This is a genomic window from Anabaena sp. UHCC 0451 (genome assembly GCF_034931405.1).
Taxonomy (GTDB): domain Bacteria; phylum Cyanobacteriota; class Cyanobacteriia; order Cyanobacteriales; family Nostocaceae; genus RDYJ01.
The window spans coordinates 17,417-38,378 of sequence record NZ_JAYGHA010000024.1 but is presented as its reverse complement, the minus strand read 5'-3'; the positions used below and the strand labels follow the sequence as shown (position 1 = coordinate 38,378).

Here is a 20,962-nt window from a genome sequence, read left to right as displayed (position 1 = left end):
CAATACTACTAATTTTTTTCAAAAATCAAATATGAGTTCTATAGAAGCCGATGACTGCAAAGCCATAACCTAATAAACTGAGTTATACACTCTGTTATTTTGGCGATGAAGTCTATGCAGTGCTTGTTATTTTTCTTTTAAGATTTTCTAAATTTACCAAGGAGTTGACAACAATGGAACTAATTATTCTTGGTTTGACAGTGGGTTATGTGGTTGGGGCTTGGAAGTTTTGGACTGGCTTTAATAAGACTCATTTTACACAAACCCTGCCTAATCGCATTGGGTTTAGTTTATTATGGCCAGTTTTGTTTATTGCTAATCCATCCTATCGTCGCAATTTTAAACGGGCGCTTAAAGGCTAATTCATAGTTCGTAAAGAAGGTAATAGGGAAGAAGGGTAAAGAGTTTTTTCTGACTCCTGTAGAGACGTTCCAGCGTAACGTCTCTACTGCTGCAATTATGAATTAGGATGGATTAAAAAGCCTGAATCCACTCTTTAATAGAGTATTCTGTCCAAATGCCATTTTGCCAATAGGGATCAGTTTCTACTAACTGACAAACAATGTTTTCATCTTCAGCTTCATAAATCCCAAAAACCTTAGTTACATCTTTGGTCGGTCCAATAGTAATCAAAACACCAGATTCTTTCTGTTTTGCTAATCCTTCTAAATGCGCTTGACGATAGGGTTCACGTTTAGTTAAAACGTCTTCGCAATAAGTTCCCCACATTATGTATTTTGGCATGGTGTTGTTATTTTTATCTGGGTGAAAGAATTATTTTAGATGTATTGTGAATTGTAGTCAATTATGATTAGGGAACAGGGAACTCTTAACAGGGAACAGACTTGCAAATTTTTTGGTGTATGTTTTCTTGGTAAGTTGTGTATCTCATACAACCTACATTCCGCTATATAATTAGGGGATATCAGGAAAGCACGAAATTTGAATTTCACTCAATCATTGCTACTATAGAATTAGCATAATCATTATTTTCATCTTTAACATAAAATTGAACACATCAGATCTAATCAAATACAATAATTAGTAACAATCCATAGAGTATTTCCGTAGTATTTCAGGAGAAAACCATCATGTCTTTAACCGTGAAAGAACTAGAAGAAATACAGATAGCATATCCAGACTATCGCATAGAATTAGTAGATGGGAGCATCATTATTATGAGTCCGTCCGGTTATGAATCAGAAGAAGTAGGTACTGAGTTTGCGCGAATTTTGGGAAACTGGGTAAGACCTCGTAAATTAGGCCGTGTAGTTGGTTCTAGCGCGGGTTTTAAATTACCAAATTCTGATTTACGTGCGCCTGATGTTTCTTTTGTACGTGCTGATAGACTTAAACAATCAACAGAAGATTATGCAGAATTAGTTCCTGATTTGGTAGTGGAAGTAAAATCTAAAACTGATTCTATAGATAAACTCAGAAAAAAGATTCAAGATTTTATTAATTTAGGTTCACAAGTGGGAATTTTAATTAATCCCAAAACAAGAAAATTAGAAGTTTCTCGTAATGGTGAAACAGTGATTTTAGAAGATGGCGATATTTTAACACTTCCTGATTTATTACCTGGTTTTGAAGTAGTAATTTCGGAAATTTGGTCGCCTGTTTTTGAGTAGTTTTGATAATGGAAATTGGCAATTAGTAAATAGAAAACTATTACCAATTACCAATGAATTACCAAATCTTAACTTCTCAAAGTCACGCCGAATTTTTCGACTAAAGATGTACGTACTTGATCATGAACTGGTTCAACTTCATTATCAGTGAGAGTGCGATCGCTAACTCGATAAACTAAGCGAAAAGCTAAACTTCTCTGTCCTGCGGGGACATTTTCTCCCCTGTATTCATCAAAAACTTCCACAGAGTCCAGCAAACCTTTACCAGCTTTATTAATCACCTTTTCAATTTCCGAAACTGTCACCTTCACAGGTGCGAAAAAGGCTAAATCTCTATCACTAGCTGGATAGGTAGAATAGGATTTAAACTTGGGAATTAGCAGTTCATCATTATCCAACTCATTTAACAGAGTATCCAAACTTAATTGGAACACATAAACCGCATCTGGTAAAGCCTTTTCCCGGCGCAGTTGAGGGTGAACTTGTCCAAAAGTACCTAATCTATTACCCCTAATCCACAAAGAAGCAGTGCGTCCGGGATGTAAACGAGAATCTCGATTTTCTGGCTGAAATTCTACCTCTAAACCAAATTGTTTAAAGACACTTTCTAAAATACCCTTAGCTTCAAACCAAGTCATCGGTTGTTCCCGACCACCACGGGACCATTTACCAAGAGTAACATCACCACCCATGATCCCAGCCAGCATTTCAGCTTCTTGCAAACCATCTTCTTCTTCCCAGAAAATGCGCCCGATTTCAAAACCATTTAGCGCCCCATTTCCCTGGTCTAAATTGTATTGAAAAGCATCAATCAATCCAGAAATTAAATCACTTCTTAAAGCTGAATACTCTGCAAATAAAGGGTTAGCTAGAACAATCTGTTTATCTTCCCCAGGCTTGACTAAAGAATATTGGATTAATTCTGTTAAACCTTCAGCCCTTAAATAAGCACGGATTTTCCGCTGTAATTCTTGATCTAAAGATAAATAACCAGGTTCGGTTTTTTCTGGTAAAGTATCAACGAAATTATCATAACCATAAAGACGGGCAATTTCTTCAATTAAATCAATTTCCCGTTCTAAATCACGGTAACGATAAGGTGGTACTGTTACCTTCCAAGTGCGATCTATATCAGCAGTTAATTCACATCCTAAAGCAGTCAAGATTCTTTCTACATCTTCTGCTTCTAGTTCTCCCGTTTCTACTCCCAATTCAACTGGACCTAACACTTGATTAATTCTATTTAACCGCAGAAGAATAGAATGTGACCAGGTAGCAGGATCAGGACGAGTATCAGCAATTTCTTGTTGAACAATTACACCTACTGCTAATTCAGTGATTAACGATAAAGCGCGGTTACAAGCTATTTCTAATTCTGCTCGATTTACGCCTCTTTCATATCTACCAGAAGCCTCACTTCTTAACCCCACACTGCGAGAAGAACGACGAATAGCTACAGAATCAAATAAAGCCGCTTCTAATACTAAGCTAGTTGTACCTTCGTGAACTTCTGTTTCTTCACCACCCATTACTCCTGCTAAAGCCACAGCTTTATTATTAGCAGTAATTAACAAATTCTGATTTGATAAATTGCGGGTTTGTCCATCTAAAGTTTTCAGAGTTTCCCCAACTTCAGCAAAGCGGACACCGATGGTTAAATTTTCACCACCAGCCACAGATTTTAATCTTTCTTGATCAAAAGCGTGCAGTGGTTGTCCCCGTTCTAATAACACATAATTAGTGATATCTACCACATTATTAATTGGCCGCACTCCAGCAGAACGCAACCGCTGTTGTAACCACTCAGGAGAAGGGGCAATTTTTAGCTGTTCAACAACAGTACCAATGTAAGCAGGACAAGCTTTAGTTTCAGAGATTTTTAGCTCAATTTTTTTTGGTAAATTTCCTGTAAGCTTGTTAATTGTCACTTCCTTTGATTCGGGAAGAGACAACTTTCCTCCGGTCAAAGCTGCTACTTCCCTAGCGATACCAACCATAGATAAAGCATCAGCACGGTTAGCAGTTGCAGTCACATCTAAAATTACATCATCTAAACCCAACAAAGGACGAACATCACTACCCAAGCTGAGATTTTCTGCGGTGAAAATATGAATCCCGTCTATATCAGTCGGTAAACCCAGTTCTTTTAAAGAACAAATCATCCCGTTGGAAGGTACACCTCTGAGTTTTGCGGGTTTAATTTTTAAGTCAATGTTGGGTAAGTAAGTACCTGTGGTTGCGACTGGAACAAAAATATCTGCGCGGACATTGGACGCGCCACAGACAATGTTAACAGTTTCATCTGCACCAATATCTACTGTACATACACTCAGTTTATCTGCATTGGGATGTTGTTGACGTTCCAGCACTTTACCGATCACAACGCCATCTGCCCAAGTGCGGCGATCTTCTATATCTTCGACTTCAAACCCTGCCATTGTCAAGGTTTCGGCTAGTTCTTCTGGAGTTAGTTTTATCTCTACGAGTTCCCGCAGCCAATTTAAAGAAATACGCATTGAGTGTGTTTGGTTTTGTCTTTTGCTTTAACTTTATATGTTAGGTGAAAATCATTTGCTTTTTGTCTCACATAGGCAAAAATGTACAGACGTTACAATACTGTTCGGTTAAGAATTTTTGTAGGTTTGGTTAAGCAAAAGCGTAACCCAACAAAAGTCCGTAAATGTTGGGTTTCCTTGTAGGGGCGAAGCATTCGGGTGATAACCTATCGCTGAAACCATTGATATTCTGTCCGAATGCTTCGCCCTTACGATGATTTTTATGCTCTCAGGAACATGATCTTTGGAGTTTTTTTGGGTATTTTATATTTAGATATCTCTTAGAGGTTGTTTGAAAAGTCTAATTTATTACAGCCTGGCGACTAGAAGTCGCGGCTATACAAACTAAACCCGCCTGCGCGGGTTAAAAATCCCATTTTTTCATTAGTCCACGGAGGTGGACTTTGCCTGTATAGTAGCAAATTATATTCGCCCAAAACTTTTCAAACATCCTCTTAAGGAATAGCCACTGATCGTAATAATCGATCTACTATAGTTTTGGAATTTCTTCCACCTCTGGGGATGAGACGATGAGAGAGAACATAAGGTGCAAGAAACTTTACATCATCGGGAATAGCATAATCTCTACCTAAGATAAAAGCCAAGGCTTGGGTAGCTTTTTGCAATGCCACTGTACCACGGGGACTCACACCCAGAGTAATTTCTTCATCCTGTCGAGTTGTCCTAACTAATTCCAAAATATACTGCTGCAAGGATGTTTCTACTTTTACCTTTGAGCAGAGTTGGCGCAACTCAGCTATTTCTGCCAAGGTAATACAAGGCTGCAAATCAGCAACTTGCAAACCCTGTTGAAGATTTTGCAGCATTTGTAGTTCTTCTGATTCAGAAGGATAACCCAAACTCAAGGAGAGCATAAATCGATCCATTTGTGCTTCAGGTAAAGGAAATGTACCTTGGTACTCAATGGGGTTTTGGGTAGCAATGACAAAGAAGGGTTGAGGAACTGAACGCGATACACCATCAACTGTTACCTGATGTTCTTCCATCACTTCCAGCAAAGCTGACTGGGTGCGAGGAGTAGCGCGGTTAATTTCGTCAGTTAGTAGCACATTGGCAAATACGGGACCAGGGAGAAAAGAAAATTCGCCGCTTTTGGGGTTCCAAATATTAGTACCGGTGATGTCGGTAGGTAGTAAATCAGGGGTACATTGTAACCTTTGAAATTTACCATCTACAGAACGCGCTAAAGATTTAGCCAACAGGGTTTTACCAACTCCCGGTACATCTTCTAGTAAGGCATGACCACCACCCAACAAAGCAACTATCACTAAGCGTACTGCTTCATTTTTACCAACGATGGTACGAGCCAAGTTTTGTGTTAAAGCGTCAATTTTTTCTCTCATGCTGACTGGGGATTAGGGATTAGGGATTGGGGATTGGGGATTGGGGATTGGGGATTAGGGATTGGGGATTGGGGATTGGGGATTGGGGATTGGGGATTAGGGATTAGGGATTGGGAAGCATATTTATCTTTTACCAATTACCAATTACCAATTACCAATATATACAGTGTTCCCCAGTAATCATCCAAATTCAGTATGCACTATGGAAAATTTCTCTGGCTATGGTGCAGTCAAGTTGAATTTGGGTTTTCAGGGCTTCTAAATCAGGAAATTTTTGTTCAGGACGTAAAAATTTTACTAGTTGTACCACCAGTTGTTTACCGTATAAATCACCAGACCAATCAAATAAATGTACTTCTACTGCTGAATAAGTACCGTTGACAGTGGGGCGGTTGCCAATATTCATCACGCCTAAGCTTTGAATAGGAGAAGTATCTGGCGTTTGACTATGGATGAGAACCCGCACAGCGTAGACTCCTTGAAGGGGTAAAAATTTGTCTTTTGGTAGTTGCAGGTTAGCAGTGGGAAAACCTATGGTTCTACCTAATTTTTGTCCAGGTATAACTACACCAGTTAGACTGTAAGGTCTTCCTAGTAGACGGTTGGCTCTGGGAATATCGCCTATTGCCAAAGTTTGGCGAATTAATGAAGTGCTAATGCGACTGTCATCCATCACATCAGAGTTGATGCAATCAATGTTTTTAGGTAATTCGTCTGTATCAGTTTGGATAGGAACTATGGTTACAGGTATATTATGCTTGGCGGCAAGTATTTGCAAATCCTGGGCAGTACCCGTGCGCTTTTTGCCAAAACAGAAATCTTCGCCAACGCTGATTTTTTGACATTGCAGTTGCTGAATCAGAATTTTTTCTACAAACTCGTGGGGTGATAGGGCAGATAGTTCTTTGTCGAAAGGTAATAATACCAGCTGTTCTACTCCTAGCGATCGCAATTGTTCGACTTTTTCATCCAGTGGTGTTAACAAAGCACGGGGTTGTCCACTAAAAAATTCCTGTGGATGGGGATGAAAAGTGACTACTGTTGAGTGTATATGTTCTGAGGATGATCGCCAAGTTGATGATTGAATAGAATCAACAGGTGAGTCTGCTGCTAATTTTCCCCTATCTCCCTGTCCATCTTCACTCCCTGCTGAATGCAAAATTGGTTGAATTACTCTTTGATGACCAAGATGAACACCGTCAAATTTGCCAAGAGCAACAGCCGTTGGTGTTAGTAGCCGTTCAGTCGAAGCAGCAACCCACACAGAACATCCATTTTGAGACAAATTGAGCATCTTGGATTCTGAGATTTTAAGTTTATTTTAGCTATTAGTGTTTGCTAACCTCAGTCTTTTAGCAATATTTGAGGCTGAGATAGGCTTTTTTTTCTGCTGGTGAAGTACAAAAAGCTGATTTACCAGCTGTCGTTACTTTACCAACAGACAAACTATAACGCTGTCAGCTTCTCTCATAACCAATCTAATCTAAAATCACAAATATCTCTGAGAATATTGCTATAAACGTCAAAATACACAATAATCATCAAAAAAACGTCAGTATTTAGCTGCCAGTAATCAGTAATCAGCTTTCACCTACAGTTAAAAACAATATAAAAATTCCTCATCTATTCTAAACTTGAACAGACAGATGTTACAGCAGAGGAAATTAGGTCAGTTGAAATTAGGTCAGTTATAGAAGAGTTTCAAAAAGAAAATAATCGAGACTGACATTAAAAGCTATTTCTGACAACTATCACAATGTCTACAATGCAAATTTTCTGCTTCTTTCCTAAACTCAAAAGCATTTAACAAAAACTGTCAACGACAATTTTCAGTTTTCAAATATTTACAATGTCTATTTTTTGCTAAATCATGCTTAAGAATTAGTGACAGGAAAGGGTTCAGAGAAAGTATCTAATACAGGAACTTGTAAGATTAATCCTTCCCGTGCCATAATCGCACCAGAAAATTTCTCATAGGCTTGTTTACCGACATTATCTAAAAAATCATCGTTGTGGGCGGGATCATGGTGATAAATTACCAGGGTTTTAACATTGGCTGCTGTGGCTATTTTCACCGCTTCTTGCCAAGTAGAATGTCCCCAACCGATTTTTGGTGATTTGCTTGAATAGTATTCTTCGTCGGTGTAGGTGGAATCGTAAATCAAGATATCAGCATTACGTGATAGCCAGAGGATATTTTCGTCCAATCTATCGGGAAAATGTTCTGTATCTGTGATGTAAACGGCGGCACCACCACGCCAGTTAACTCGATATCCTACGGCTTCACCTGGATGGTTTAAATGTGCCGTTTCGATGGTGATGTCGTCGATGTGGATTGGTTGCCCTGCTTTAATGTTGTAAAAATCCAAGTTGGCCTGCATAATCTGCAAGGGGACTGGGAAATTGGGATGAAGCATCTGGTCATTGAGACGTTGCTCAATGGTTGAGCCATCGGGAGCGATCGCACCGTAGATATTAAATTTATTACCTTTGATAAATGCTGGGCTAAAGAATGGAAACCCCTGCATATGATCCCAGTGGGAGTGTGTGAAGAAGATATGACCCTCTACAGGCATTTGAGGCAATAAGGATTGTCCCAAAACATGAACTCCTGTACCACAATCAAAAACCAAATGTTTGCCGCCCACTTGCATGGCAACACAAGGTGTATTACCTCCATAACGGACGGTGTGTGGACCTGGACAGGGGATGCTGCCCCTAACGCCCCAAAACTGCACTGTAAATTGATTCTCTATCCTAGACATGGGTGTTGATTGCTGGACTGAGCGGGCGATAACTGAAAAAAATGCTGCTTATTTTTCTAGTTTATGCTGTCTTACTAACTCGATTATAAAATACAAAATAGTAAAAAAGCATACTTTACTACATACCGTGTTAAATACGGTTATCTACAATTTTTGATGCACCGGATTTTATGCGTATTCAATTATGCCAATGTGGCTCCTAAATTTATAGCGTAGATTGTACTGCAATGGTTTTGATTTAGACTTAAATTTTGGGCAAATACAGAAAAATTTACGTAAATTTAAATTTCCATGTAGACAATTTATGCAGTCCATTGGCACAAGTAAGATTGTATTGCAAAGGGGTGATACTGATGAAGTTATTACGGATAACTTCTACATCAAGGGGAGTGTTTGGGGGTACATTTAACCCTGCTGGTGGTTCTACATCCTCTAAAACCTCTCCAGTGAGCCAGTAGTAAGTTTTTCCACGGGGATCAACTCGCTTGTCAAAAACATCAATATAGCGACGCACTCCCTGACGGGTGAGAGTGACACCAGCCAGTTCTTCCCAGGTAACTGGGGGAATGTTGACGTTAAGTAACATTAAATCTGCTAGGGGCTGTACTGCCAGGTGGTCAACTAGGAGTTTGGCAAATTTTGCTGCTGGTTGAAAGTCTTTGTGAGTATGACTAGTGAGACTAAAGGCAATGCTGGGAATGCCTTCAATTAAACCTTCCATTGCTGCCGACACAGTTCCAGAGTACAAAATTTCTGTTCCCAAATTAGCACCTTGGTTAATTCCAGATAATACCAAATCAGGGGGGGAGTCTAGTAAAGCCCATAATGCTAATTTTACACAGTCAGAGGGTGTGCCGTCACAAGCCCAAGCATTAATAGCTGGATGAAAAACGGCTTCTACTATTTCAGCGCGAATTGGTTGATGTAAGGTTAATCCGTGTCCGGTTGCTGATCTTTCTCGATCTGGACAAACTACACTAACATCATGACCTGCTTCTGCTAGGGTGTTGGCTAATGTGCGGATACCCAAGGCGGAAATACCGTCATCGTTGCTAATTAATAATTTCATTTGTCATTAATCATTGTTTCGTTAGTATTGTTGGTGGCTATTGGTTATTAATAATTAGTTTCGTTTCCATTGTCAGTGTTTTTGGTCACACAGGGAAGAAAAAAAATTCCTGATGGTTGATCGCTTCTAAACTAGTAAACAGAGGAAAGGTTTTAACTTGTGCCGTTGACTTAATTAATGGCATAAGGTTAATTGTCCTTCGTCAGTTGTTGGTTGTATTTTGCCACTGACTACTGACTAATAACTAATAACTAAACGAATGACTACCAATTTAGAGGATCAACTTTTAGTATTGCGGCAGGAAGGAGAAACAGCGATCGCCTCTGCTGATACTCTGGAACGCCTAGAGGAACTCAGGATTAACTATTTGGGCAAAAAAGGTCAACTGGGTGCTTTGTTACGCAGTATGGGACAGATGAGTGCGGAGGAACGTCCCAAAATTGGGGCGATCGCTAATACGGTTAAAGAAGCCATTCAAAACAGTTTAGACCAGCAACGCGCCGCTTTAGAATCTGCTCAAATTCAAGCACAACTAGAAACTGAAACATTAGATGTGACAATGCCGGGTATTTATCGTCCCCAAGGTCGCATTCATCCTCTTAATGGTATCGTTGATCAGGCGCTGGATATCTTTGTCGGTATGGGTTACACTGTCGCCCAAGGGTCAGAGATGGAAACAGACTACTACAATTTTGAGGCTCTTAACACTCCTCAAGACCATCCAGCCCGTGATATGCAGGATACTTTCTATTTACCGGATGGTAATTTGCTACGGACTCACACTTCATCGGTGCAAATTCGCTACATGGAAAAGGAAGAACCACCGATTAAAATTGTCGCCCCTGGTAGAGTTTACAGAAGAGATGATGTAGATGCAACTCACTCCGCAGTTTTCCATCAAATTGAACTGTTAGCGGTTGATCAAGGACTGACTTTTACAGACTTAAAAGGTACTGTGAAGATATTTTTGCAAGCGATGTTTGGTGATTTACCCATTCGTTTCCGCGCTAGTTATTTCCCTTTTACTGAACCTTCTGCGGAAGTAGATTTGCAATGGAAGGGGCGTTGGTTAGAAGTGATGGGTTGCGGTATGGTTGACCCCAATGTACTTAAATCTGTGGGTTATGATCCAGAAATTTATAGTGGGTTTGCGGCCGGTTTTGGGGTAGAACGTTTTGCGATGGTTTTACATCAAATTGATGATATTCGCCGTTTGTATAATAGCGATTTGCGCTTTTTAAAGCAGTTTTAATGTAGGGTTTTCATGGTAAATTAGAGTTAATTAGCTACTAATTTACCAAACCCTAAAAGGATTAAATATCAACGGATTGCAAAAGCCAGGTTTTCAGATTTTCTAAATTTAAAAATGGGAGTAAGAACATGGGACTTCAGGAAGAAATTGACAAAATGAGGCAAGAGATCCGATCTGATCACTATTCAATGTCTATTGGAGAATGGATCAGCCTTTATGAAGATGAATCAATTAATTTACATCCTGAATTTCAAAGCTTTTTTCGTTGGACTTCTAGCCAAAAAACAAGGTTAATAGAATCTAAAAAAGGAATAAACTCATGTTTAAGATAAAATTCTCTGACTTGTAAATCCATAGCATCAACTCTCAATGCAAAAATACCAATTTCTTGAGCAACACAAACTATGCGACATAGCGCATTTTCCAAAATTTCTTCTCCTAAACCTTGTTCCTTAACAGGATTATAAACTGCCAACTTACCAATTAAAGTAGCCGGAATTGAATAAGCAGGCATCTTTTTTTTGGTAAGATTCAGGCAAAAGAATCCTTTTTAATCTACGGAATTAAGTACAGAAGGAGTCACTACTCCTTTGTTACGAGTCTCTACGCTATTACGACTAACAGTTAAAAGTGGTACTTCTTGCCGGCACGACAAGCAAAACCAATATAGTTCACTATGCCGAACATGACGCAGGATTGCTCCGCCGCAGCAGGGGCAAGTGTTGGCTCTATTACTCATACCAATGTCCTCCTAAAAAAGTTTGTTGTTGTAATCAAGCAAAAAAATTTTGATTAAACCCGAATCAATGTATCTGTTAAAAATCCCAACATCATTGTATGAGGACAAAGCATTTATACTGACTCTTCTTAAATTTCAGTTCACTTTTCGGATTTGCTCCCAGAAAGTGTAACTTCAGTTAACTATATTATCAATACACTCACAAATATAATGTCATAGTATCGATAATAGCTCATAATTAACATCATTATTAAATTACAACCCAGGATTTAGTATTTTCATCTATCTTGGGGATCATAATCAATTAGAATATTTTGTAGCCTAACTTACAATTTCTTCTATTTTGTATTTGCGAATACGAATTTATCATAGGGATCAGTTATTTATAGCCAATTTTGGCAGGGATGACAGCTAGAACAAAAAAATTAACAATCAAAAATGGTTACAAAAAGTTTCCAAAAATTTACACTTTTTATATTTCTTAATCTACTACTCTACTGATCAATAAGTCATGAAAATAGCTACTTGGAATGTCAATTCAATTCGTACACGTTTAGAACAGGTTATCAACTGGTTACAGGAAAATCCTGTTGATGTTCTATGTTTGCAGGAAACAAAAGTTGTGGATAAGGATTTTCCCTTAATTCCCTTTGAGAATTTAGGCTATCATCCTTATATTTACGGACAGAAAGCTTATAACGGAGTGGCACTCATTAGCCGTCAACCGTTGGCAGATGTGAGTAGGGGTTTCACAGCAATTTTACCAGAATTAGATCCACTATGGGATGAGCAAAAGCGGGTCATTACTGGTGTGATTGATGGAGTGAGAATTATTAATCTTTATGTTCCTAATGGTTCATCGGTAGGAAGTGAAAAATATGAATACAAACTGCGTTGGTTAACAATATTGCGAAAATATTTGCAGGTGTTGTTGTTATCAAATCCGGCTATTTCTATGTGTGGTGATTTTAATATTGCTTTGGAAGATATAGATATTAATGACAAAGTGAAATTAGAAAATCACATTATGGCATCTGCACCAGAACGCCAAGCTTTACAGGATATTCTGGCACTAGGCTTTACAGATGCTTTTCGTAAATTTAACAGTGAAGGAGGAAATTATAGCTGGTGGGATTATCGGACGGCTGCTTTTAGACGAAATTTAGGATGGAGAATAGATCATCATTATTTAACACCTATTTTGTGCGATCGCGCTCAAAGTTGCATTATTGATGTTGCACCAAGGAAGTTAGAACAGCCTAGTGATCATACGCCAGTAATTGTGGAGTTTTAGGCAAAATAAGTAACTAGTATACTTGCGTTAATGGTTGTGAAATTGCCAAGACTATCAGTTAATTTACTTAACAAAAAATCAGTCTTAAGACTGATATCCAAAAATATCAACCAGAAATTCATGCTTAATATCTACCCAAACATCAGAACTATAGATTAAAACTGTGTATATAAAACACAAACACAGTATTCTAATATTATGAACCTATTGTTTAACTTCAGTTTTGGACAAAAACTATTTCCCGAAATACTAAACATTCGTAACTCTTCTTTACTTATTTATTAATACTGGGGATATTCCCATGATTGAAATCCTCGCCGCCCTGTCTGCCGGAGCCGCAGCAGGAATGAGATTAGGTACACCCTTGCTAATTATTGGCTTGTTACAAGGCAGTAATCTCTGGTCTCAAGTCCCGCTTTTATCACGGATCTCACCCTATATTTTAGTCTGTTTATTAGCCAGTTGGTCACTATTTGAGCTATTTGCTTCTAAAAAGTTGGCTGGGCAGAGAATATTACAGCTGGTGCAATTATTTTTGTCTCCCATAGTAGGAGCAATTATGGGGTTAGCAGTTGCTTCGGCAACAGAATTACCAAGTTGGATAATAGCCTTGATTGGTGGTTTGTTGGCTTTGGTACTTCAGTTAGTTCAATTAGGTTGGTTTTATCGCTTGCGTGGCTTGCCCTTGTGGGCAGTGTTTCTGCAAGATAGCTTGTGTATTGTACTGGTACTGTTTGCCGTGGATGCTCCCCGCCAAGGGGGATTAATTGCTTTAATCCTGCTTTTGTTTGCTATTCATAGTGCCAAACAGTGGTATCAGTGGTACTGGCAAAATCGCCGTGGGTGAGAGGATGTAGGGTAAGGGACTTCCAAATAAAAAAACACTCAACCACCTAACGCAAAAATCTCTCAAACTCTGTGTCCTCTGCGCCTGGAGCGGTTAGTTAATCGGGATCATTTATTTCTTGGAAGTCCCTAAGAAGATTTACCCTTTCCCTTTGTTCCTATAAAATTCCTATGGCATGAAGCAAACCTCGACCTGTGACTATTTCGATGAGTAAGGCGATGAAACCTAGCATGGCTATGCGACCATTCCAGACTTCGGCGCTAGTTGTCAAACCCCATTCCCAACGCTCTTGGGGATACATTTTCACCTTTTTTTTCATCTGGGTAACTTGAGAGAGTTTGAGGTTAGGCTTTTCTAAAGACTCAATTACCAAGTCTGCCAGTGCTTTAATAAATACGGGATGGGTATTGGGCGCTGCTGCACGACGGAAGTTATGAATTCCGGCGGCTTCGGCTATTTCCCGATATTCAATGTCAATCTCTTGTAGTGTTTCGATGTGTTCCGAAACAAAACTGATGGGTACAACTACTAAATCTTTAACGCCTTGTGCGCCTAATTCATTCAGGGCATCCTCAGTATACGGTTGTAGCCATTCTACAGGACCGACACGACTTTGATAAGCTAGGGTGTGGGGATTAGGGCGATTGAGGGTTTGCATAATCAACTGAGTACATTCCTCAATTTCTTGCTGATAAGGATCACCCGCTTCGACAACATAGCTTTTAGGTACGCCGTGGGCGCTAAAAAAGATGTGTACTTGATCAGGATTGGGAAATTGATTGAGTTGGTCAGTAATCAGTTCTACCATTGCTTGCAGGTAGCCTGGTTCTTTGTACCATGAATCAATAACTGTGTATTCCAGACTTTGCAGTTTTGGGTTTTCTTGCCAAAGTTGTTCTAACAACCGGAAGCTAGAACCACTGGTACTAATAGAGAATTGGGGGTAAAGTGGCAAAATTACCAGCTTTTCTAGGTTATCTTGAGTTAGTTGGGCGATCGCTTCTTCTGTGTAAGGATGCCAATAACGCATTCCTACATAGATATTTGCTGCTTTACCCATCGCCTCCATCTGCTTTCTTAATGCTTCCCCTTGTTCTTCAGTAATTCGGCGTAGTGGTGAACCCCCGCCAATGTGCTTATAATTCGCTTGAGATGTTTTTTCTCGCCGCGTGGCAATAAACCAAGCCAATGGTTTTTGCATCCATCGAAATGGCAGACGAATAATTTCGGGATCTGAAAATAGGTTATATAAGAATGGACCCACATCTTCTAATTTATCCGGTCCACCGAGATTGAGTAATAATACGCCTACACGAATCATAGCAGTTACTTTCCCCCAATTCTTACAATTTTTTTACTAATGTTCACAATATATCTTTAATTAAATATAAAGCTTTATCAGCAGGAAAGATGTAATGGCAACAATTTTTAGAGACTTGAGTTACCGCTATCAATGGTTATATGATGCTATCTCCCGGTTAGCAGCCTTGAGTGTGGGCGGTGAAAGACGTTTTCGCCAACTCGCTTTACAAGGCTTAATACTATCCTCACATACCAAAATTCTCGATTTATGCTGCGGTAGTGGTCAAGCGACAGAATTTTTGGTGAAATTATCACAAAATGTTACAGGGCTGGATGCTTCTCCATTATCTTTACGACGGGCAAAAAATAATGTACCCAATGCTACGTACATAGAAGCTTTTGCCGAAAATATGCCTTTTGCAGATAATTCTTTTGATGTAGTACATACTAGCGCGGCTTTACATGAAATGCAACCTGAACAATTAAGAAAAATCATGCAAGAGGTTTATCGAGTATTAAAACCGGGGGGAGTCTTTACTTTGGTAGATTTTCATCCTCCCACAAATTCCTTATTTTGGCCTGGGTTGTCGGTGTTTTTCTGGTTGTTTGAAACTCAAACAGCTTGGGAGTTATTAAAAACAGATTTACCGGGTTTGTTAAGAGAGTATGGTTTTGATGTCGGTGAACCTATTTTATATGCTGGTGGTAGTTTACAGGTGATACAGGGAAGTAAGTGAGATGAGGTGATGGGGAGATGGGGAGATGGGAAGATGGGGAGATGGGGAGATGGGGAGATGGGGAGATGGGGAGATTAACTAATGACAAATGACAAATGACCAATAATTATATAATTGAAATGAGAGAGTTTTTAGGTTGAGGTTAATTAAGATGACTCAAGAATTAGTAGACCTGAGAACAAGCATCATCGAGAAACGTTATGCTGATGCTTTGGCAATTGTGGATGAGTTAGAGGGGATGAGTAAACAAGCTATTTTGCGTAATATTGAATCTTATCTAAGAATTATGCTGATTCATTTGATTAAAAATCAAGTTGAACAAAGACTAACTAATTCTTGGGTAAGCTCTATTCGTAATTCTCTTAGAGAAATTCAAAAGGTGAATCTCAAGGAAAATAAAAAATCCTATTATGTGAATCGTGATGAATGGGAAACTTTGATTTTAGAAGAAGTGATTGAAGATGCGATCGCTGATGCTAGTGAGGAAGTTTTTAATGGTGCATATAGTCAATTTAAATTATCAGAAATTATCAATAGAAATGAATTGATTCAAACTGCATTAAGCTTTTTATATTTAACTTATTCTCATGCTGCAAAAGATTTATCTGCTGCTGTGACAAGGATGTTAATAGAGTTACCGGGTGGGGAAGATTGGATTAGTAAAAAACAATAATTAGTTAAATTAGTTATCTGTCCAGATCCCCGACTTCTTCAAGAAGTCGGGGATCTAAATTCTGCTAAGTTGTATAATCAGCGTTAATTTTCACGTAGTCGTAAGTCAAATCACAACCCCAGGCTTTACCTGTTCCGTGACCGTTACCGATGCTAACAGAAATTAACACTGTATCATCTTGCAGATAAGCACCTGCGGCTGCTTGTTTTAAATATGCACTGACAGATGGTTTATCAAAAGGTAGAGGTTGACCATTGTCTAACAGGAGGAAATCACCTAATTTAATCTGCAAATTATCCTGTTCAAAGGGTACTCCTGCACGGCCAGCAGCACCGGCAATTCTTCCCCAGTTGGGGTCACGGCCAAAGATTGCAGATTTAACTAAGGACGAACCAGCGATGGTTTTGGCAATTTGTCGCGCTGCGGTTTCGTCGTTTGCACCTGTGACTTGAACTTCTATTAAGCAGGTTGCACCTTCTCCGTCACGTGCGATCGCTTTGGCTAAATGCTGACATACTGCTGTTAACATCGCTTCCAATTTCTCGGCTTCTGGACCTGTTTCCGTAATTGCTGGGGTGCGAGATTCACCGTTAGCTAGGGCAATTAAGCTATCATTGGTGCTGGTATCGCCATCAACGGTGATGGAATTGAAACTTCTATCAGCAGCGCGTGTTAACATTTGTTGCCAAAGCGCAGGTGAAACAGCCGCATCACAGGTGACAAATGCCAGCATGGTGGCCATGTTGGGATGTATCATACCAGAACCTTTGGCAATGCCACCAATTCGCACAGGTCGGTCATGTATAGTTGTTTCTAAGGCAATAGATTTTGTGACTAAATCTGTAGTAATAATTGATTTTGAGGCTGCATCTGAACCATCTTCTGAAAGTGCGGCTACTACTTTAGGTATACCACTCCGCAAAGCATCCATTTTAATTCTTTGACCAATGACACCAGTAGAAGCCAGTAAAATTGCTTCCGGGGAAATACCCAATTCTTTAGCTATTAAGTCTGCACTTTCTAGCGCATCTTTTAAACCTTGACTACCTGTGGCCGCGTTGGCTTGGCCAGCGTTACAAAGTATAGCTCTTGTAGTATGTTTGGCTTGTAAGCGTTGACGACAATAATCTACACAAGCGGCTTTGACGTGGCTAGTGGTAAATACACCAGCAGCGATCGCATCCACATCTGATAATATTAATGCTAAATCCGGCAATCCTGAAGGTTTTAAACCAGCTGTAATTCCCGCTGCTCTATATCCCCTCGCTGCTGTCACACCACCAGTAATTTCTTGCCAGTCTGCCATAATTTTCTCCCACAACTATATATATCGCGTATTTCTGCTTATTGTGAGTTTATCTTTTGATGGCAATCTTGCACCAGATGGTAATTCATTTAACTTGCAAACGCTTATGAAACTCAATAGCTGTATTATTACTGAGTGAAGAACAAAACTAAAAAAGAGAGCCATTGAATAGCTCTCCAAATCATCAGGGTGCATCTACTTATCACAGTATAACATTTTTAGCGTGAGGGGTGAAGCCCCTTTTTGAGAATTTTTTGATGAAATTTAACTAAATTATTTTCTTTTTTGGGTGTCTCACAATACACTTTTAGGTAATATTTTGTCAACCCAGTTTTCAAGACTTCATCAAATTAACATAATAAGGGAACAGGGAACAGGGAACAGGGAACAGGGAACAGGTGACAGGTGACAGGGAACAGGTGACAGGTGACAGGTGACAGGTGACAGGTGACAGGTGACAGTGTTACAAGTATTCTAGTGTTTGAGTACCAAGCCCAGGTGATTAGAAATCACTGCTATACAAACTAAGTCCGTCTGCACGGACTCACGGAAAATCAAGGGTTTTAAACCCACGCAGGTGGGTTTTGTATGTATAGCCGTGACTTCCAGTCGCCTGGTGCAAGATGTGAGTTATGAAACTTCCACTAAAAGAGGGTGTTACTCCTGACTCCTGACTCCTGACTCCTGTTGTACTAATTTGCGTTCAGTTTCTTTTCCACTAACTCATTAGTTAATTTTGGTTCAGCACGTTTGTTTGTCTTTTTCAGCACTTGTCCCACAAAGAAACCTTTGAGGTTTACATTACCACCACGATATTTTTCTAGTTGTTGGGGGTTTTCCGCTAGGACTTGATCAATAATGGGTTCTAATACAGTAGGATCACTAATTAACTCTTGACCTGCAAAGGCTTTTTCAGGAGAAACACCACTCAATAAATCTGCGAGTTTTTCCTTAGCTTGAGCATTGCTAATCTTACCAGTTTCAATGCGAGTAATCACATCAGCAAGATTAACAGGAGTCAGTGCAATTTCGGAAATGGTCAGTTTTTGCTTATTTAGGTAAGCAGCGATATCTTGGGTGATCCAGTTAGCAGCAGCTTTAGGATTTGCACCAGCAGCGATCGCACTTTCAAAATAATCAGCTACCGAACTATCTTCTGTTAAGACTCGTGTATCATAAGCAGAAAGTCCCAACTCGCTTTCATAACGATGGCGTTTTTGCGCTGGTAATTCCGGTAATTCACTTTTCCAAGTTTCTAACTCTACATCAGTAACTTCGATAGGTGCTAAATCAGGTTCAGGAAAGTAACGATAATCGCTAGAACCTTCTTTGACGCGCATACTGCTAGTACGTTGTGAACCTTCTTCCCAAAGACGGGTTTCTTGAATTATCTTTTCCCCAGATTCGACAGCGGCAATTTGACGCTCTATTTCATAATCTATCGCTTTTTGGATGGCGCTGAAGGAGTTCATATTTTTGATTTCTACCTTCGTCCCAAATTCCTTTCTTCCCACGGGACGAACGGAAATATTCACATCACAACGCAAAGATCCTTCTTGCATATTGCCATCACTGACACCAAGATAGCGCACAATGCGGCGTAATTCTTGGGCATATTCAGCCGCTTCTTGGCCTGTTCTCAGGTCTGGTTCTGAGACAATTTCCACCAACGGAACACCGGCACGGTTATAGTCTACGAGAGAATAGGTAGAACCGGAAAGTCTTTCACTTCCTGCGTGTACGAGTTTTCCCGCATCTTCTTCCATGTGCAGACGGGTAATACCAATGCGTTTGCGGGTTGGGTTGCCAGCATCATCTACTAATTCTATTTCTATCCAACCGTGTTCGGCTATGGGTAAGTCATATTGAGAAATTTGATAGTTTTTGGGTAAATCAGGATAAAAATACTGTTTACGGTCAAATTTGCTGTATCTAGCGATTTGACAATTTAATGCTAAACCTGCTTTGACTGCATATTCGAGAACTTTGGCGTTGAGTACGGGTAAAACTCCTGGTAAACCCATACACACCGGGTCGATGTTGGTGTTGGGGTCAGCACCAAACGCGGTGGAACTGTTGGAGAAGATTTTGGTGTTGGTGCTGAGTTGACAGTGGGTTTCTAAACCAATTATTGCTTCGTATTCTGTTTTTACGGGTGTGGCTGTGGTCATATTACCATTTTTGATGATTTTTCTTTAGGGTACTATTTTAGCTGTTTTGCTCTGTTTATGGTTTTGAGATTTTTATATCTCACGCAAAGACGCAATCTCCTTCAGGAGATCCCGCAGGGTAGACGCAAAGGAAGAAAAGTAGAAAAATAAGAGTATGATTTGATAGATTATTATGTTTTCCTATGTTACTGGTTTATTGTTCTGTTCGTTTAACCATCCCGCTAAATTAGAGACTTTACCAAAATAGTTAATTCCCAGACTGGTTAATATTTGTTGAATATTAGTATTACCAAAATCTTTAGTGTTCTCACTAAAAAATGCTTTGGAAATTGATGAATTATTTCCAGCATGAGCTAAAATTACCTGTAAAATAAAATCATCTCGATTTTGATTTTTACCAGGTAATATAGGATTCTTTAAAGTAGTTTCTAAGATGGCAATACTTGGTTCAATTAATTGACCATGATCTTTCAAGTATTCAATAATCTTCAAAAAACGTTTTCTAAAATCACGTATTAATTTCCCATAGTCAATCAAACAAAGTTCTAAATAATTGACAAAAGATTCAGAATTGGCTAACTCTTTATTCCTCTTCCCTTCGTTCATCTCTATTTGAATAGTTTGAGAAAAAGATTGACTACGTTTTTCCTCTCTTTCTATTGCTACTAGAGTTTCCATCAAGCAAATACTGGGTATCACAAACTTGAGTTTATCTGAAGACTGATAAACAAAGTCTTCCAATTCTTTATTTCTTCCTTTGGCAATTGCCATGATAGAATTAGTTTCTAAATAAATAATAATCATAATAGTTCTAGCTCCTCTGTAGTTACATCGTCCAAAAGAGCAAATAAACCTATTTCTTTCATTTCCTCAATATAAGGAGGATTTTCACTTTTCCAATGATAATCTAAATCTCTTAACCAGGATTGAATTAAGGTTATTAAAGTAGATTGATAGATAATTCCTTCGATACTATCTGCATCATAAAATCCTAAAACTTTTTTAGTTTCTAATCTAGCTACTTCTGCAAAGTTCGGACTCTTAAAGATTCTGATGACGTTGGAATTAACAAACATTAAAAAAGGAATATGTTGATATTTTCCCATTTTTAATATATCCAGTTCTGGAGAACCATACATAGAGGAAAATCTCACATCTATCATCAAGATAGGTTGTTCATCTTTGTCTTTTACGACAATTGCAGGATCAAAATCAATTGCGGTTGGTGGTTGTATTTTTAACATGGTATTTTATCTA

Annotated in this window: 20 protein-coding genes; 7 read left to right on the top strand and 13 right to left on the bottom strand. The window is 39.1% G+C overall.

What is annotated here, in order from left to right; all coding sequences use genetic code 11:
- Positions 1-173: 173 nt before the first annotated feature.
- Complete coding sequence (locus tag VB694_RS17095) at positions 174-362, top strand: hypothetical protein (RefSeq protein WP_323361536.1); 189 nt, start codon at positions 174-176, stop codon at positions 360-362.
- A gap of 112 nt (positions 363-474) precedes the next feature.
- Here VB694_RS17095 and VB694_RS17090 read toward each other — a convergent pair whose 3' ends face one another.
- Positions 475-744 (bottom strand): YciI family protein, encoded by a 270-nt coding sequence (locus tag VB694_RS17090; RefSeq protein ID WP_323361535.1) that lies wholly within the window; start codon positions 742-744, stop codon positions 475-477.
- A 347-nt stretch (positions 745-1,091) separates the two neighbouring features.
- Between VB694_RS17090 and VB694_RS17085 the strand changes: the two genes are divergently transcribed.
- The gene (locus VB694_RS17085; protein WP_323361534.1) at positions 1,092-1,631 is read left to right on the top strand and encodes a Uma2 family endonuclease; all 540 of its coding nucleotides are present in this window, start codon (positions 1,092-1,094) and stop codon (positions 1,629-1,631) included.
- A 68-nt stretch (positions 1,632-1,699) separates the two neighbouring features.
- Here VB694_RS17085 and pheT read toward each other — a convergent pair whose 3' ends face one another.
- From pheT to surE, 5 genes are all read right to left on the bottom strand, one after another.
- Complete coding sequence (pheT, locus tag VB694_RS17080; RefSeq protein ID WP_323361533.1) at positions 1,700-4,147, bottom strand: phenylalanine--tRNA ligase subunit beta; 2,448 nt, start codon at positions 4,145-4,147, stop codon at positions 1,700-1,702.
- A 494-nt stretch (positions 4,148-4,641) separates the two neighbouring features.
- Positions 4,642-5,550: a MoxR family ATPase gene (locus tag VB694_RS17075; RefSeq protein ID WP_323361532.1), complete on the bottom strand. Its 909-nt coding sequence runs from the start codon at positions 5,548-5,550 to the stop codon at positions 4,642-4,644.
- 190 nt (positions 5,551-5,740) lie between these two features.
- On the bottom strand, positions 5,741-6,844 hold the full coding sequence (locus tag VB694_RS17070; protein WP_323361531.1) for a bifunctional riboflavin kinase/FAD synthetase: 1,104 nt from the start codon (positions 6,842-6,844) through the stop codon (positions 5,741-5,743).
- A 580-nt stretch (positions 6,845-7,424) separates the two neighbouring features.
- Positions 7,425-8,315: an MBL fold metallo-hydrolase gene (locus VB694_RS17065; protein ID WP_323361530.1), complete on the bottom strand. Its 891-nt coding sequence runs from the start codon at positions 8,313-8,315 to the stop codon at positions 7,425-7,427.
- Between the two features lie 271 nt (positions 8,316-8,586).
- Positions 8,587-9,384, bottom strand: a complete 798-nt coding sequence (gene surE, locus VB694_RS17060; RefSeq protein ID WP_323361529.1) for a 5'/3'-nucleotidase SurE — start codon at positions 9,382-9,384, stop codon at positions 8,587-8,589.
- A gap of 259 nt (positions 9,385-9,643) precedes the next feature.
- On the opposite strand from surE, the gene pheS reads away from it, so the two are divergent.
- Positions 9,644-10,636 (top strand): phenylalanine--tRNA ligase subunit alpha, encoded by a 993-nt coding sequence (gene pheS, locus VB694_RS17055; protein ID WP_323361528.1) that lies wholly within the window; start codon positions 9,644-9,646, stop codon positions 10,634-10,636.
- Between the two features lie 250 nt (positions 10,637-10,886).
- On the opposite strand, the gene VB694_RS17050 is transcribed toward pheS, so the two are convergent.
- Positions 10,887-11,150 (bottom strand): hypothetical protein, encoded by a 264-nt coding sequence (locus VB694_RS17050; protein WP_323361527.1) that lies wholly within the window; start codon positions 11,148-11,150, stop codon positions 10,887-10,889.
- A gap of 36 nt (positions 11,151-11,186) precedes the next feature.
- The gene (locus VB694_RS17045; protein ID WP_323361526.1) at positions 11,187-11,375 is read right to left on the bottom strand and encodes a hypothetical protein; all 189 of its coding nucleotides are present in this window, start codon (positions 11,373-11,375) and stop codon (positions 11,187-11,189) included.
- A 511-nt stretch (positions 11,376-11,886) separates the two neighbouring features.
- On the opposite strand from VB694_RS17045, the gene xth reads away from it, so the two are divergent.
- The gene (gene xth / locus VB694_RS17040) at positions 11,887-12,669 is read left to right on the top strand and encodes an exodeoxyribonuclease III (RefSeq protein ID WP_323361525.1); all 783 of its coding nucleotides are present in this window, start codon (positions 11,887-11,889) and stop codon (positions 12,667-12,669) included.
- A 301-nt stretch (positions 12,670-12,970) separates the two neighbouring features.
- On the top strand, positions 12,971-13,516 hold the full coding sequence (locus tag VB694_RS17035; protein ID WP_323361524.1) for a DUF4126 domain-containing protein: 546 nt from the start codon (positions 12,971-12,973) through the stop codon (positions 13,514-13,516).
- A 157-nt stretch (positions 13,517-13,673) separates the two neighbouring features.
- On the opposite strand, the gene hemH is transcribed toward VB694_RS17035, so the two are convergent.
- On the bottom strand, positions 13,674-14,837 hold the full coding sequence (hemH, locus tag VB694_RS17030; RefSeq protein ID WP_323361523.1) for a ferrochelatase: 1,164 nt from the start codon (positions 14,835-14,837) through the stop codon (positions 13,674-13,676).
- 94 nt (positions 14,838-14,931) lie between these two features.
- Between hemH and VB694_RS17025 the strand changes: the two genes are divergently transcribed.
- Together VB694_RS17025 and VB694_RS17020 are read left to right on the top strand one after the other, a co-directional pair.
- Entirely contained in the window at positions 14,932-15,555 is a 624-nt protein-coding gene (locus tag VB694_RS17025) for a class I SAM-dependent methyltransferase (RefSeq protein WP_323361522.1), read from the top strand.
- Between the two features lie 151 nt (positions 15,556-15,706).
- Positions 15,707-16,228: a DUF29 family protein gene (locus tag VB694_RS17020; RefSeq protein WP_323361521.1), complete on the top strand. Its 522-nt coding sequence runs from the start codon at positions 15,707-15,709 to the stop codon at positions 16,226-16,228.
- Between the two features lie 64 nt (positions 16,229-16,292).
- On the opposite strand, the gene argJ is transcribed toward VB694_RS17020, so the two are convergent.
- The 4 genes from argJ to VB694_RS17000 form a co-directional block, all read right to left on the bottom strand.
- Positions 16,293-17,534: a bifunctional ornithine acetyltransferase/N-acetylglutamate synthase gene (gene argJ, locus VB694_RS17015; RefSeq protein WP_323361520.1), complete on the bottom strand. Its 1,242-nt coding sequence runs from the start codon at positions 17,532-17,534 to the stop codon at positions 16,293-16,295.
- Between the two features lie 692 nt (positions 17,535-18,226).
- Positions 18,227-19,705, bottom strand: coding sequence for an Asp-tRNA(Asn)/Glu-tRNA(Gln) amidotransferase subunit GatB (gene gatB / locus VB694_RS17010; RefSeq protein WP_323361519.1), 1,479 nt, complete (start codon positions 19,703-19,705; stop codon positions 18,227-18,229).
- Between the two features lie 180 nt (positions 19,706-19,885).
- Positions 19,886-20,509: a PIN domain-containing protein gene (locus VB694_RS17005; protein WP_323361518.1), complete on the bottom strand. Its 624-nt coding sequence runs from the start codon at positions 20,507-20,509 to the stop codon at positions 19,886-19,888.
- Positions 20,506-20,949: a hypothetical protein gene (locus tag VB694_RS17000; RefSeq protein ID WP_323361517.1), complete on the bottom strand. Its 444-nt coding sequence runs from the start codon at positions 20,947-20,949 to the stop codon at positions 20,506-20,508. The genes VB694_RS17005 and VB694_RS17000 overlap by 4 nt, the downstream gene beginning before the upstream one ends.
- Positions 20,950-20,962 lie beyond the last annotated feature (13 nt).

Coding starts and splice junctions, on each gene's coding strand:
- VB694_RS17005 (WP_323361518.1), bottom strand. CDS start 20,509: ATGATTATTATTTATTTAGAAACTAATTCTATCATGGCAATTGCCAAA.
- argJ (WP_323361520.1), bottom strand. CDS start 17,534: ATGGCAGACTGGCAAGAAATTACTGGTGGTGTGACAGCAGCGAGGGGA.
- VB694_RS17090 (WP_323361535.1), bottom strand. CDS start 744: ATGCCAAAATACATAATGTGGGGAACTTATTGCGAAGACGTTTTAACT.
- VB694_RS17000 (WP_323361517.1), bottom strand. CDS start 20,949: ATGTTAAAAATACAACCACCAACCGCAATTGATTTTGATCCTGCAATT.
- VB694_RS17065 (WP_323361530.1), bottom strand. CDS start 8,315: ATGTCTAGGATAGAGAATCAATTTACAGTGCAGTTTTGGGGCGTTAGG.
- VB694_RS17075 (WP_323361532.1), bottom strand. CDS start 5,550: ATGAGAGAAAAAATTGACGCTTTAACACAAAACTTGGCTCGTACCATC.
- hemH (WP_323361523.1), bottom strand. CDS start 14,837: ATGATTCGTGTAGGCGTATTATTACTCAATCTCGGTGGACCGGATAAA.
- gatB (WP_323361519.1), bottom strand. CDS start 19,705: ATGACCACAGCCACACCCGTAAAAACAGAATACGAAGCAATAATTGGT.
- surE (WP_323361529.1), bottom strand. CDS start 9,384: ATGAAATTATTAATTAGCAACGATGACGGTATTTCCGCCTTGGGTATC.
- VB694_RS17070 (WP_323361531.1), bottom strand. CDS start 6,844: ATGCTCAATTTGTCTCAAAATGGATGTTCTGTGTGGGTTGCTGCTTCG.
- VB694_RS17045 (WP_323361526.1), bottom strand. CDS start 11,375: ATGAGTAATAGAGCCAACACTTGCCCCTGCTGCGGCGGAGCAATCCTG.
- pheS (WP_323361528.1), top strand. CDS start 9,644: ATGACTACCAATTTAGAGGATCAACTTTTAGTATTGCGGCAGGAAGGA.
- VB694_RS17025 (WP_323361522.1), top strand. CDS start 14,932: ATGGCAACAATTTTTAGAGACTTGAGTTACCGCTATCAATGGTTATAT.
- pheT (WP_323361533.1), bottom strand. CDS start 4,147: ATGCGTATTTCTTTAAATTGGCTGCGGGAACTCGTAGAGATAAAACTA.
- VB694_RS17020 (WP_323361521.1), top strand. CDS start 15,707: ATGACTCAAGAATTAGTAGACCTGAGAACAAGCATCATCGAGAAACGT.
- VB694_RS17050 (WP_323361527.1), bottom strand. CDS start 11,150: ATGCCTGCTTATTCAATTCCGGCTACTTTAATTGGTAAGTTGGCAGTT.
- VB694_RS17035 (WP_323361524.1), top strand. CDS start 12,971: ATGATTGAAATCCTCGCCGCCCTGTCTGCCGGAGCCGCAGCAGGAATG.
- xth (WP_323361525.1), top strand. CDS start 11,887: ATGAAAATAGCTACTTGGAATGTCAATTCAATTCGTACACGTTTAGAA.
- VB694_RS17085 (WP_323361534.1), top strand. CDS start 1,092: ATGTCTTTAACCGTGAAAGAACTAGAAGAAATACAGATAGCATATCCA.
- VB694_RS17095 (WP_323361536.1), top strand. CDS start 174: ATGGAACTAATTATTCTTGGTTTGACAGTGGGTTATGTGGTTGGGGCT.